Raw genomic sequence first — 12,948 nt, forward strand, 5'->3', positions numbered from 1 at the left:
ATGGAAGATAGAAAATTATCAGAAAAAGAAAGTCTGGATATTATCACTCAGATGATTAACTCCAGTAAGCGAAACATGAAAGTAGGGAGTGGCAATGTGTTACTTTATTGGGGATATTTTACCGTCCTCTTATCGGTCGTGATATCCTCCTTGATATTGTGTACTCAAAATTATATTTGGTCTTGGGGATGGATGCTCATGTTTGCTGTCGGACCAGTTATTTCATATAAGCAAAGAGGTTGTGAGCCGGCCGTGGTGACTTATACGGACAAGACGATCTCCAAGGTATGGCAAGTGTTTGGCTGTATGTTTGGACTGACGTTCGTCTTGATCTCGGTATTTTGTGCGCTTTATGGGCAATCCGTCAATTTTATATTGATGCTTCCTTTATCGTTATTATATTGTGGATTAGGGGTATCTATAAATGGTATTATCTTGCGGGAGAAATGGATGATTTACTCTCCGGTGGTTGCTTTCGTTTTAGTTATCCACATGCTGATGAGTTTGATAAATCATGATCCTGTCACGGTTTTATGGTATTTGTATTTTGGCCTTTCATTTGTGGTAATGATGATTATTCCCGGGCATATTCTTAATAATAAAGCTAAAAAACAATGTTTAAAGAATTAGATCCTTTATTGCATTCCCAACTCCGGTTAGCGGTGATGTCCATTTTACTATCGGTGGAGGAGGCGGAGTTTGTCTATATCAAGGAGAAGACGAGCGCTACCGCAGGAAATCTCAGCGTCCAATTGGACAAACTTAATGAAGCTGGTTATATCGAGATCGAGAAGGGGTTTGCCGGGAAGAAGCCCCGAACGGTTTGCCGGATCACAGATAAAGGACGCTTGGCGATGGAGGAGTATGTGAATACATTAAGACAATATATTAATATTTAGCTTGTGCCATTCTTAGGGCACGCTTGTGCCACCGTGATGGCACAGCTATGCCATAAGGATGGCACAAGTGTGCCACTAGGATGGCACGGCTGTGCCACGCCTATGGAAAGTAGTGGCACAGTAATGGTTTGCCAATCAATTGTATGCTTAGGGGCGAATTGTTTATCCTTCCACTATCTTATATCCCGAAACGGTGAGTAATTGCCGGATCTCATTAATCTGCTGTTGATTCCTTGTTTCCATCTCCAACCGCAGATAACAGCCATTGATATCAGCCGTATGGCTGACACGCTCGTGATATACGGATACTACGTTAGCGCCGGTAGAGGCAATGATTTCAGATACGTGCTGTAGTTGTCCGGGTTTGTCTACCAATTCGATCGTCATGGAACAAGAGCGGCCGGATTTCTGCAAACCACGTCCGATTACCCGGGAAAGGATATTCACGTCGATATTTCCGCCGGAAATCAAACAGATTACTTTTTTCCCTTTGATGGGTACTTTATTAAACATGGCGGCGGCCACGGCTACGGCACCCGCCCCTTCGGCGATTAATTTATGTTGCTCGATCAACGCGAGGATAGCGGTGGAAATCTCATCGTCTGTCACGGATACGATCTCGTCCACATATTGCTGGCAAAGATCGAAAGTATGTATTCCCGGTTCTTTTACGGCGATACCGTCGGCTATGGTACGTACACCTTCGAGGCGTTCGATTTTCCCATGCTCGATAGAGTTTAACATGCTGGGCGCTCCTTTGGCTTGCACTCCGTAAACTCTGATATTCGGGTTCAAGTTCTTGATGGCATAGGCGACTCCGGAGATCAGCCCACCCCCTCCGATCGGAATGATTACGGCCTCTACTTCCGGGAGTTGTTCCAATAACTCCAAACCGATGGTCCCTTGTCCGGCGATCACATCCTCATCATCAAACGGATGGATAAATGTGTATCCTTTCTCATCCTTCAATTGTAAAGCCTTGTTATAGGCGTCATCGTAAACACCTTCGACAAGGCATACATCTGCCCCATAAGATTTAGTAGCCTCGACTTTAGAGATAGGAGCGTTATCGGGCAAGCAGATTAAGGACTTGATACCATGAGCGGTAGCCGCTAATGCCACACCTTGGGCATGGTTTCCCGCCGAGCAAGCCACTACGCCATGCGATTTCTCTTCTTCCGTAAGCTGGGCGATCTTGAAACAAGCGCCGCGCACTTTAAACGATCCGGTTACTTGTAAGTTCTCTGGTTTTAGAAAAATATGGGATTCCGGATTGATATTGGGAGCGCTGATTAAATCAGTGCGTCTGATGACTGTCTTCAAGGCATATGATGCCTGATAAATTTTATCAAGTGTGAGCATTCTGTCTGTTGTTAAAACGATGCCGCGAAAGTATAAAAAATACCGCAACCTATTCATACTTATCTTTGTTATATTATAAATCAAAATATAGAGAAGTATGGTAGTGATCGATTTAACGAAAGATGGTTTTATCGCCAATGTCGGTGATTTTGAGGCGAATCCCAAAGATTGGAAATATATAGGAAGTCGTCCTTGCCTCATAGATTTTCACGCTCCTTGGTGCGGTTATTGCAAACGCTTAAGCCCTATATTGGATGAGTTTGCCAAAGAATTTGATGGGAAGATTTATATTTATAAGGTGGATGTAGATCAAGAGGAGGCACTCGAGACAGCCTTTAATATCCGAACGATTCCCACTTTGATGTTTTGCCCGCTAGACGGCCCCCGTGAGATGATGATCGGCACGATGGGAAAACTGGAGTTAAAGCAGTTGATTCAGGAAAAATTGTTGAAGTAATATAATATGATATATGGTGTGGGGTGTAGAGACGTAGCGTGTATGCTGCGTCTCTATTTTTGCTTTCTTATTATATGAATTGAATGAATAGTAACCCCAATCCTACAGAAACCCCGGTCGCTATCAATCCCGGCATCATGAAAGAATGGTTCAAGATGTATTTACCGATGCGGGTCGTGCCTGTACGATCGAAGTTGATGGCGGCTACGACTGTCGGGTAGTTTGGGATGAAGAAATAACCGTTTACGGCGGGGAATAAAGCGATCAACATATAGGGTGAGATTCCCAATGCGATCCCTAGCGGCAATAACGCACGAATGGTAGCCGCTTGGCTAAATAATAAAATGGACATTACGAAAAGGGCCAATCCGAATAACCAAGGCATCTGTGTAACTATATGCTCGATAGATCCCTTTAATTCAGTCATATTGCCGGCGATAAATGTATCTCCCATCCAAGCGATACCGAAGATCGCTACCACCGCTTGCATGCCTGCGGAAAAAACGGAACCCTGTGCGGCCTTGATACCATCTGTTTTTGTAAATAATAAGATGAAAGCGGAGGCTGTCAACATTAATACCTCAATAATATGTGACATCTGCATCGAGACCTTTTCCGTGCCGACGGTAAAGACCGGACGTAGGGACTCCATAGAACCAAAAATAACGATCGCTATCGTAGCGAGAACAAATATAGAGACCGATAAGGCCGCTTTCATTTGGTTTTCAACGCCTTTCGCCTCGTAATGCTTCGTGCTGAACTCATGGTTCGCTACCCGCTTTAAGTATTCCGGATCTTGATCCAATTCTTTACCAACCCTTAAAGAATAGATCGCTCCCGCCAATACCCCCAATAAGGTACAAGGAACTGATATCATAAGGATATTCATCAAGGAAATATGATATCCGGATAACATACTAAGCATGGCTACCGTAGCCGCCGATATCGGACTGGCCGTAATAGCCTGCTGGGAAGCGATCACGGCGATCGCCATCGGACGTTCGGGACGGATCTTCGTTTCCGTAGCGACCTCGGCGATTACCGGAAGGACCGAATAAGCCACATGCCCCGTTCCGGCTATGAAGGTAAACAAATAGGTGACGAACGGGCTTAATATCGTGATTCGTTGAGGATTCTTGCGAAGCAATTTCTCCGCCCACTTAACCATCAGATCAAGTCCGCCAGCGGCTTGCATACAACTAGCTGCCGCTATTACGGCAACGATCATAAGCATGACATCGATAGGAGGGGAAGTGGGCTGGAGCCCGAATCCAAAGGTGAGTATACCGAGTCCGAGACCTCCTAACACGCCTAATCCGATACCACCGATACGGGCACCTATAATAATGGCTATTAAAACGAAAGCTAATTGTAACAACATGCTGTGCAATTCTTTTGATTTAGTTTGTATTGGAGACAAAAATACTTATTTTTGTTCCGCTATGAATAACAAAAACACAAAAAACGAATGAAAAGAACAAGTTTCGCTATTTTGATCGGTTTGTTTTGCCTTTTCCCTGCGCTTTTCTCGCAAGTACGCAGTGAGTTCCTGTTGGAAAAGAATTGGAAGTTCACCCGGGAAGACCGCCCGGAGTTTATCAATCCTACTTTCAATGATAGTAAGTGGCAATCCGTGACCGTTCCGCATGATTGGGCGATTTACGGCCCTTTCAGCTCTCAGAATGATAAGCAAGAGGTCGCTATCGCCCAAGACGGACAAACGGAGGCCATGGAACATGCCGGCCGAACCGGAGGTTTGCCTTTCGTGGGAGTCGGCTGGTACCGGACCGAGTTTGAGGTTCCTCAATTTACGGATGGGAAGCGTGCCACGATCCTGTTCGACGGTGCGATGAGCCATGCCAAGGTCTACGTGAACGGGCAAGAGGTTGGATATTGGCCGTATGGCTATAATTCTTTCTATTTCGATATCACGAAACAGCTCATCCCGGGGAAAAAGAACACCTTGGCGGTTCGCCTTGAGAACTTGCCGGAATCCTCCCGTTGGTATCCGGGAGCGGGATTATATAGGAATGTACATGTAATCGTGACGGAAAACGCCTATATCCCGGTCTGGGGAACTTATATTACGACCCCGACCGCCACGAAGGAATTTGCGAAAGTCAATGTACAGACGAAAATCGTACTGCCGGAAGGGGCCGATGCCAGCAAGTATAGCGTGAAAACCAGTGTATGGAATCCGAACGGGCAGAAGTTGACGGAGCAGACTACGCCTCTCTCACAGATTAAGTACAATGATAATAGCCTCTCCCAAGAGTTTATCATCCAGACCCCGACTTTATGGTCGCCGGATATGCCTGCCTTGTATTCTGCGGAGACTCGTTTATATGAGGGCGATCAACTGAAAGATCTCTATACGACCTCGTTCGGTATCCGTTCGATCGAGATCATTCCGAATAAAGGCTTTTTCTTGAATGGTGAGAAGACGGTATTCAAAGGCGTTTGTAATCACCATGACTTAGGCCCGTTAGGGGCTGCCGTCAATGATGCCGCTATCCGTCGTCAGATCCGGATATTGAAGGACATGGGATGCAACGCTATCCGTACTTCCCATAATATGCCGGCTCCCGAGTTGGTAAAGGCTTGCGATGAGATGGGTATGATGTTGATGGCAGAGAGCTTCGACGAATGGAACAAGGCGAAATGTGCGAACGGCTATAATTTGATTTTCGACGAATGGGTGGAGAAAGACCTCGTGAATTTGGTACATCATTACCGGAATAACCCGAGCGTCGTGATGTGGTGCGTCGGTAACGAGGTGCCTAACCAATGGGATGAGAGCGGTTGTAAGATCTCCAAGTTTTTACAGGATATCTGCCATCGGGAAGACCCGACTCGTCCGGTGACGCAAGGTATGGATGCCCCGGATGCCGTCGTGAATAATAATATGGCGGCGGTAATGGATGTGGCGGGATTTAATTATCGTCCGTTCCGGTATCAGGTGAATTACCAGAAATTACCCCAAGGGATAATCTTGGGAAGCGAGACTGCCTCCACGGTTAGCTCACGAGGGGTGTATAAATTCCCGGTGGAGCGTAAGGCGATGGCTGTCTATGAGGATCACCAAAGTTCCTCGTACGACGTGGAGCATTGCAACTGGTCTAATCTGCCGGAAGACGATTTTATCCAGCATGAGGACCTTCCGTATTGTATCGGGGAATTCGTATGGACAGGATTTGATTATCTGGGCGAGCCTACTCCTTATTATACGAATTGGCCAAGCCATAGCTCCTTGTTCGGTATTATCGATTTGGCGGGTATCCCCAAGGATCGTTACTATCTATACCGTAGTCATTGGAACAAAAGCGCCAAGACATTGCATATCCTGCCGCATTGGACATGGCCGGGACGTGAGGGCGAGGTGACACCCGTATTCGTTTATACCAATTATCCTTCCGCCGAATTGTTTATCAACGGAAAGAGCCAAGGGAAACGTACGAAAGATCTAAGCATCGGTATCGATAGTAGTTATACCGAAGCGGCTCAAAAGAGTTTCGAGCGCCAGAAACGATATCGTTTGATGTGGATGGATACCAAATACGAGCCGGGAACTTTGAAGGTGGTCGCTTATGACAAGGAGGGTAACGCTGTGGCCGAGGAGGAGGTTCATACCGCAGGGAAGCCGCATCATATTGAGTTATCCGCCGATCGTAACCAATTGACGGCTGACGGAAAAGACCTTTCTTTCATCAATGTTAGAGTCGTAGACAAGAACGGGAACCTTTGTCCGGATGATACCCGACAGATCCAGTTTAAGGTTCGTGGTGCCGGAGCCTACCGTGCGGCGGCAAATGGAAATAGCGCCAGTCTGGAACTCTTCCATCTTCCGGAAATGAAACTGTTTAGCGGGCAACTTACCGCTATCGTGCAGACGGCCGAGGAACCGGGAACGATCTATTTCGAGGCTTCCGCGCCGGGAGTAAAAGGGGCGACCTTGGAATTGATCAGTAAATAAGCTTGATTATCATATAACGCAAACCGCGCGATTCAAGTCCGGAGACGGCTGTGAATCGCGCGGTTTGTTATCAGTTGGATGTTGTTTCCGCTCTTTATTCAGGCTTCACGATATTCCCGAATACATCAAAGGTAATCGTCTCGTCCTGCCCGTTATGTGAAACCTTGAATAGGTAGAAGGTGCCATTGGCATTCAATAACGTATATATTGACTGTACCTTGTCGCTAGCGTAAGCGGAGGATTCGAAGCCTTGCATCACGATCTGCGGAACCTCTTGCTCGGACATGGCCCATGTGGTACTTTGCCACCTGTAATCCTTATTCAATTGCGCCACTTTATAAATCTGGTTATCGATCATATCCAGCTCGTAACCTAGGCTGTTCTGTTGGATATCCAGCAACTCGGCGTTGGCGAAAGTGATCTCCATCAGGTTGCTGACCTCTTTCGGGATAACGATCGGCGCGTCATTATTGATCTCATCGTCCACGGCTTTGATCAGGTTTCCATACTGTGAATAATACAGGTCTACTTCGCTATTGGACTGCTCCGCCTCGATTTTGTAAACGATTCCCATATTCAGGCGATTGATGGCATACGTATCATCCACGGTCCAATTTGAGTAAAAGCCTTGTTTAAAGGCGGTGGATACCGCTGCCGGTAATTGGGCGAAAGAGATGTCTATCTTCTCCATCATCCATACGCCTTGATCCGTGAACCAAGCGGTTGTCTCGGAACCTTCATTATTGAAATCTACCACATAATAGTTACCTTCGATCTCAAAAACAGGGTTCTTGGCATCGGGATATTTCTCTTGAAAAGCGTTCTCTACCGGGGGGAGAGGGATAATACCTTGATGATCATCATCATTTTTGCTACAGCCAGAGAAAAAGAGAGTCAGACCGGCTATACATGTGAATAGGATAAGTCTTGTGTTCATACATTTTGCGTTTATAAGTTTTGGGCATAGAACAACAGGCCTATCGGAAAAGTTTTGAGCGAAACCGAACACAGTGTCCGAAATCGAACAGTACTAAAAATGGATATTCTCATAGAATCAGTTACTTACGTTTTTGGCACGGGGTTTGCTCTTTGGAGGGTGGAAAATAAAAACAAACGAAATATGGACAGAGAGATATCAAAAGAGGTTCGGCAGAAGGAGCAGCGTAAACAGTTTATAAAGCTGGGGGCGGGGATTGGTATTGCCGTTGTCTTAATAGGCGGGGTGATCGGTTTCATGCAAACCAGCCTGCAACGGAAGGACTTGGTTTTTTCAACGGTAGATAAAGGAGTGATCGAGGTTTCCGTTAGCGCGTCAGGCAAGGTGGTTCCTGCTTTCGAGGAAATCATCAACTCACCGATCAACTCCCGTATCGTCGAGATTTATAAAAAGGGAGGCGATTCCGTGGATGTAGGTACTCCGATCTTGAAACTGGACTTGCTCAGCGCCGAGACGGATTATAAGAAACAATTGGACGAGGAGCAAATGAAACGCCTCCAATTGGATCAACTCCGTATCCAAAACCGCAATAAGCTTTCCGAGATGGAGATGCAATTGAAAGTCTCTCGCATGGAACTGAACCGAAAGGAAGTGGAGTTGCGCAACGAGCGTTATCTGGATAGCCTAGGCGCCGGAACGACCGATAAGGTCCGTCAAGTGGAACTGGACTATAACGTTAGCGTCTTGAAACTGAAAGAGGATGAGCAAAAATATGAGAACGAGAAATCCTTGACGGATGCCGATTATAAAGTGAAAGAACTCGACCTGAACATCTTCCGAAAGAGCCTAGCCGAGACGAAGCGTACCTTGGAAGACGCCCAGATACGCTCTCCCCGCAAGGCGATCCTGACCTACGTGAACAACGAGGTAGGTGCCCAAGTCTCTCAAGGTAGTCGTGTCGCTATCGTCTCCGACTTGTCCCATTTCAAGATAGAGGGGGAGATCGCCGATACCTATGGTGACCGGATCGCCGCCGGTAGCAAAGCCGTTGTAAAGATCGGCAACGATAAACTGGATGGGGTGGTTAGCGATGTTACCCCCTTATCGAAGAACGGTGTAATCTCTTTCACGGTACAGTTGGAGGAGGATAATCATCGCCGCTTGCGCTCCGGTTTGAAGACCGATGTATACGTGATGAATGCCATCAAGGACGATGTGCTGCGTATTTCCAACGCCTCGTTCTACGTCGGGAAAGGAGAGTATGAGTTGTTTGTTGTCAACGGAAACCAATTGATCAAGCGGAAGGTACAGCTGGGAGACAGCAACTTTGAGTATGTCGAAGTAGTCAATGGCTTGGAACCGGGCGACGAGGTAGTCGTTTCCGATATGACAAGCTTCAAGGAAAAGAATAAACTGAAATTGAAATAAAGGATGTTCAAGCAATACTTTAAACAAGCCATCCATGCGCTGAGAGAGAATCGTCTTACAAGCGTGGTTTCTATCTTGGGTACGATGCTGTCGGTGGCCATGATCTTGGTTGTCGTGTTGCAATTCCAAATCAAGCTGGTAGGTTATAGCCCCGTATCGAAGCGAGACCGGATGCTTTATATCTACTCCGTGAACACTAAATCGAAGGATGGGAGCGAGAATAACAATACGGGCCTTTCCGCCGAGACGATACGTGAATGCCTCTATACGCTGAAAAAGCCCGAGGCCGTAACCGTGACGGCACAGAATAGCCACGTTATCTCCATTCCGGGTAAACGATTGTTCGAGGAATATACTGTCTATTATACCGATCCCGCCTTTTGGAAAGTATTTGACTTCAAGTTCCTTTCCGGCAAGCCTTTTACGGAGGCCGATTTCAATTCCGGTCTGCCTCATGTGGTTATTTCCGATAAGTTGGCGGGTATCCTGTTCGGTACCCAAGACGTGGTCGGTCGTGATATCTTGGTAAATAACGTGATGCCTTGCACGATCGCGGGAGTGGTAAAGCGCCCGTCGAAAGCGGCCAGCGAGGCATTCGCCGATGTATGGATGCCTTATACGGCGAATACCCTGTACACCAATAGCGGAGGTTGCGACGGGATGTGTGGCCCTTTCGGGGCGGAGATCTTGGCGCATAAGCTCTCGGACATCGATTCCATATATGCGGAGATCCAGCAAGGGGTAGCCCGCTACAACGCCGGCAAAGCGGATTTCATCTTGACGATTCCCAAGCCTTTCACCCATCTGGAACTGGCCTTAGGTTCCGGTAGTCGGTATGGCTATAACCGGGTAGGTTGGGGCGAATACCTGAAGACAACTGGCTGGGTGCTTCTGTTCCTGCTGCTGGTACCGACCTTGAATCTGACAGGGATCGTACAATCCGCCGTACAGAAAAGGCGGCCGGAGATGGGGCTTCGCAAGGCTTTTGGGGCTACCGGTGAACGTCTGTTTACGCAGGTTGTTTGCGAGAACCTGATCATTACGTTGATAGGAGGTGTTTTGGGGGTAGGTTTGTCGGTCGTATTGCTCTATGTAGGCCGGTCGTTCTTGCTGACAAAAGATACGGTGATAACTTTTGGCATGCTTTTCCAGCCCTTGTTGTTTGTGGCGGCCCTGTTCTTTACGTTGGTATTGAATGTACTAAGCTCGGGATTACCCGCATTCCGGATAGCGAGGGAGCGGATCGTGGAATCGTTGAAGGATGCGAACGTGTGAAAAATAACTACTGAAAAGGAATGATATGATCAAGCATATACTAAGTATAATATGGAACCAGCGCCGAAGTAACGGTTGGATATTTGCGGAGTTGTTGGTGGTGGCCGGTGTGTTCTGGCTGATGGTCGATATGTTTTATGTGGACACGCGAACCTATTACTCTCCCCTCGGATTCGATATCACGAACGTATGGCGTTTCAAGTTAAGCGAGCAGGAACGGAACCCTTCGGATTCGCTTCCCGGGCTATCCGAGCCGGAGAAGCTGACCCGCTTGATGTCGCAAATACGCCAATGGTCCGAGGTGGAGGAAGTTTGCGCTACTTATTACTCCTGTCCCTACTCGATGGGAAATTCTTGGAGGGAGATAGAGCCTCTGGATGGTGACACGAGCTTAACATCCGGGGAGAATTTCCAGATCCGGAATGTCACCCCGGAATATTTCAAGCTTTTCCGGATCAAGACTCCGGAGGGGAAACCTGTAGCGGACGAGATCGCCGGGATACATAACGCCTTGGTCTTGTCCAAGGAGATGGCAGACGTGTTTTATCATGGCCGGCTGGCTCGTGGAAGGAAGGTGAGGCATAGTAAATTGGATAATACCTTTACGGTCGCCTCCGTATCAACCTCTATCCGGACCGACGAGTATAAATCTGCGGAGCCATGTTTTTTCCAGAGCCTTGAGGGGGAATTGTTTAACGAGACTGTCAATCAGTTTGGAGCCCGGAACGCGGAGCTTTGCGTCCGGATGAAAAGAAACTATACACGGGACGACATGAATCGTTTTCTGAATGAGATGGGAGACCGGTTGGCGGCGGACAATCTATTTGTCTATGGCATCAGCAATATCAGGGAGTTCCGGGATATTCATCTGGATGGCAAGGGGCGTGAGATGAGCAATAAGTTCTCCTTGATGGCCTTCATGCTGGTAAACGTCTTTTTCGGCATTATCGGTACGTTCTGGCTCCGTGCGCAGAACCGCCGGGGAGAGATCGGCTTGAGGATGGCGCTGGGTGCTTACGATGGCACGTTACGGCGGTATCTGTATCTGGAAGGTCTTTGCCTATTGGCGTTAACCCTTCCGTTTATCGCCCTCTTCGCTATCAATATGGTGGCGACGGATGCTATAGATACCTATCGCCTGCCGTTTACGACGGGGCGTTTCGCTATCTCTTTCGGTATAACTTATTTAATGATGAGCGGCATGATCTGCCTCGGTATCTGGTTGCCTGTGCGCAAGGTTACCCGAATGGTCCCGGCGGAGGCGTTGCATTACGAATAATATGTAGAATAATAACAAACGATTAGATTTATGTATAAGCAGTACATCAAACAAGCGGTTCAAATGCTGCGTGAAAATACGCTCGTAAGCGTAATCTCTATTTCGGGAACGGCCCTTGCGATCGCCATGGTGTTGGTGATGGTATTGGTGTTCCAGATTAAATCCACGGGATATGCCCCTGAGTCCAATCGGTCTAGGTTTATGTATGTCTGGGGTACGGAAGTCGGTACGAAAAATTCCAATGACCCGGAGTATAACCGTGGAGGTATGTCCAGCGAGGTCGTGAAGGAATGTTTCTACACCTTGCGGAAACCAGAGGCCGTATCCGGCTATTGTAGTGATAGCCATTCCTTGTCATTGCCCAATAGACGGCTCTTCAAGGAGTATGAGATTTGTTATACGGACGCGGGCCATTGGAAAATATTCAACCATCCTTTCTTGGAAGGGGGCCCCTTTAGCGAGGCTGATTTTCAATCCGGTATACCGAAGATGGTGCTGTCGGAACAAGTGGCGACCGATTTGTTCGGAACGGGACAGGCCGTCGGGCGGCAGGTCGTGATGGATTTTATCACTTTCACCGTCTGCGGTGTGGTGCGTGACGTACCTTCTTCATTGATGAGCTCCTACGCTCAGGTATGGATACCTTATAGCAGCAATGAGGCCCTGACCCGTGTAAATGGGGAGTATGGGGAGAATATGGCCGGTTATTTCAGCGTGGCCTTATTGGCTCGTTCCTCTTCCGACTTCGATGCCATACGCTCGGAGCTAGACCAACAGGTCCGTTGCTACAATGACAGCAAGACCGATTATAACGTAGGTTTCCCTTCCGGGCTACTTTCCCAGTTGGATACGGCCATGGGAAGCGGCGCTTTTCAAAAGGTGGACTGGCCTACCTTCTTGGCCGGATCGGGCGCTTTCCTATTCTTTTTGCTCTTGGTCCCGGCGCTGAACTTAACGGGCGTGATCCAATCGTCCGTGCAGAAGCGGAAAGAAGAGATCGGTTTACGTAAGGCTTTCGGGGCTACGGGGCAGAATCTTTTGATGCAGATCTTATCGGAGAACTTTGTGCTGACCTTGATCGGTGGCGTGATCGGTATCGGTCTCTCGATGGTGTTGCTGGTGGTAGGGAAGCCTTTCATGTTGAGCGAGAACGTGAGCCTTACGGCGCCTATGCTTATTAAACCGGGCTTATTTATCTCCGCCCTTATCTTTACGTTCTTGCTGAATATATTAAGCGCCGGGATACCGGCATGGCGTACGACACGGCAACCGATCGTAGAAGCGTTAAAGGGGAATGAGTGAATCCAATGAATAATGAACAATGAGTTGTCAATTGTC

The 12,948-nt window shown here is 47.7% G+C and carries 11 protein-coding genes; 8 read left to right on the forward strand and 3 right to left on the reverse strand.

The genetic code is table 11. The annotated features are described in order from the left end of the window. Positions 1-630 carry a hypothetical protein gene (locus tag DW033_RS05095; RefSeq protein WP_036613131.1) on the forward strand — a complete coding sequence of 210 codons (630 nt, stop codon included), beginning with the start codon at positions 1-3 and terminating at the stop codon, positions 628-630. Next, on the forward strand, positions 615-899 hold the full coding sequence (locus tag DW033_RS05100) for a transcriptional regulator (RefSeq protein ID WP_005864739.1): 285 nt from the start codon (positions 615-617) through the stop codon (positions 897-899). The genes DW033_RS05095 and DW033_RS05100 overlap by 16 nt, the downstream gene beginning before the upstream one ends. A gap of 162 nt (positions 900-1,061) precedes the next feature. On the opposite strand, the gene ilvA is transcribed toward DW033_RS05100, so the two are convergent. Next, complete coding sequence (ilvA, locus tag DW033_RS05105) at positions 1,062-2,261, reverse strand: threonine ammonia-lyase (RefSeq protein ID WP_008773447.1); 1,200 nt, start codon at positions 2,259-2,261, stop codon at positions 1,062-1,064. Positions 2,262-2,358: 97 nt separating this feature from the next. Between ilvA and DW033_RS05110 the strand changes: the two genes are divergently transcribed. Continuing rightward, positions 2,359-2,718 (forward strand): thioredoxin domain-containing protein, encoded by a 360-nt coding sequence (locus DW033_RS05110; protein ID WP_005854641.1) that lies wholly within the window; start codon positions 2,359-2,361, stop codon positions 2,716-2,718. A gap of 70 nt (positions 2,719-2,788) precedes the next feature. Here DW033_RS05110 and DW033_RS05115 read toward each other — a convergent pair whose 3' ends face one another. After that, positions 2,789-4,099, reverse strand: a complete 1,311-nt coding sequence (locus DW033_RS05115) for an anaerobic C4-dicarboxylate transporter family protein (protein ID WP_008773446.1) — start codon at positions 4,097-4,099, stop codon at positions 2,789-2,791. 87 nt (positions 4,100-4,186) lie between these two features. Between DW033_RS05115 and galB the strand changes: the two genes are divergently transcribed. After that, entirely contained in the window at positions 4,187-6,691 is a 2,505-nt protein-coding gene (gene galB, locus DW033_RS05120) for a beta-galactosidase GalB (RefSeq protein WP_057326928.1), read from the forward strand. 94 nt (positions 6,692-6,785) lie between these two features. On the opposite strand, the gene DW033_RS05125 is transcribed toward galB, so the two are convergent. After that, positions 6,786-7,628, reverse strand: coding sequence for a PepSY-like domain-containing protein (locus DW033_RS05125; protein WP_005864747.1), 843 nt, complete (start codon positions 7,626-7,628; stop codon positions 6,786-6,788). A gap of 183 nt (positions 7,629-7,811) precedes the next feature. Between DW033_RS05125 and DW033_RS05130 the strand changes: the two genes are divergently transcribed. The 4 genes from DW033_RS05130 to DW033_RS05145 are packed head-to-tail and all read left to right on the forward strand — an operon-like array spanning position 7,812 to position 12,912. Beyond that, the gene (locus DW033_RS05130) at positions 7,812-9,056 is read left to right on the forward strand and encodes an efflux RND transporter periplasmic adaptor subunit (RefSeq protein ID WP_005864748.1); all 1,245 of its coding nucleotides are present in this window, start codon (positions 7,812-7,814) and stop codon (positions 9,054-9,056) included. A gap of 3 nt (positions 9,057-9,059) precedes the next feature. Continuing rightward, complete coding sequence (locus tag DW033_RS05135) at positions 9,060-10,331, forward strand: ABC transporter permease (RefSeq protein WP_005864750.1); 1,272 nt, start codon at positions 9,060-9,062, stop codon at positions 10,329-10,331. Positions 10,332-10,356: 25 nt separating this feature from the next. Continuing rightward, positions 10,357-11,610, forward strand: coding sequence for an ABC transporter permease (locus DW033_RS05140; RefSeq protein WP_057326925.1), 1,254 nt, complete (start codon positions 10,357-10,359; stop codon positions 11,608-11,610). 30 nt (positions 11,611-11,640) lie between these two features. Next, positions 11,641-12,912 (forward strand): ABC transporter permease, encoded by a 1,272-nt coding sequence (locus tag DW033_RS05145; RefSeq protein WP_122382511.1) that lies wholly within the window; start codon positions 11,641-11,643, stop codon positions 12,910-12,912. Positions 12,913-12,948: the final 36 nt, after the last annotated feature.

Origin of the sequence: Parabacteroides sp. AF39-10AC (genome assembly GCF_003635405.1) — a bacterium.
Classification (GTDB): domain Bacteria; phylum Bacteroidota; class Bacteroidia; order Bacteroidales; family Tannerellaceae; genus Parabacteroides; species Parabacteroides distasonis.

Coding starts and splice junctions, on each gene's coding strand:
- galB (WP_057326928.1), top strand. CDS start 4,187: ATGAAAAGAACAAGTTTCGCTATTTTGATCGGTTTGTTTTGCCTTTTC.
- DW033_RS05130 (WP_005864748.1), top strand. CDS start 7,812: ATGGACAGAGAGATATCAAAAGAGGTTCGGCAGAAGGAGCAGCGTAAA.
- DW033_RS05100 (WP_005864739.1), top strand. CDS start 615: ATGTTTAAAGAATTAGATCCTTTATTGCATTCCCAACTCCGGTTAGCG.
- DW033_RS05135 (WP_005864750.1), top strand. CDS start 9,060: ATGTTCAAGCAATACTTTAAACAAGCCATCCATGCGCTGAGAGAGAAT.
- DW033_RS05115 (WP_008773446.1), bottom strand. CDS start 4,099: ATGTTGTTACAATTAGCTTTCGTTTTAATAGCCATTATTATAGGTGCC.
- DW033_RS05145 (WP_122382511.1), top strand. CDS start 11,641: ATGTATAAGCAGTACATCAAACAAGCGGTTCAAATGCTGCGTGAAAAT.
- DW033_RS05110 (WP_005854641.1), top strand. CDS start 2,359: ATGGTAGTGATCGATTTAACGAAAGATGGTTTTATCGCCAATGTCGGT.
- ilvA (WP_008773447.1), bottom strand. CDS start 2,261: ATGCTCACACTTGATAAAATTTATCAGGCATCATATGCCTTGAAGACA.
- DW033_RS05095 (WP_036613131.1), top strand. CDS start 1: ATGGAAGATAGAAAATTATCAGAAAAAGAAAGTCTGGATATTATCACT.
- DW033_RS05125 (WP_005864747.1), bottom strand. CDS start 7,628: ATGAACACAAGACTTATCCTATTCACATGTATAGCCGGTCTGACTCTC.
- DW033_RS05140 (WP_057326925.1), top strand. CDS start 10,357: ATGATCAAGCATATACTAAGTATAATATGGAACCAGCGCCGAAGTAAC.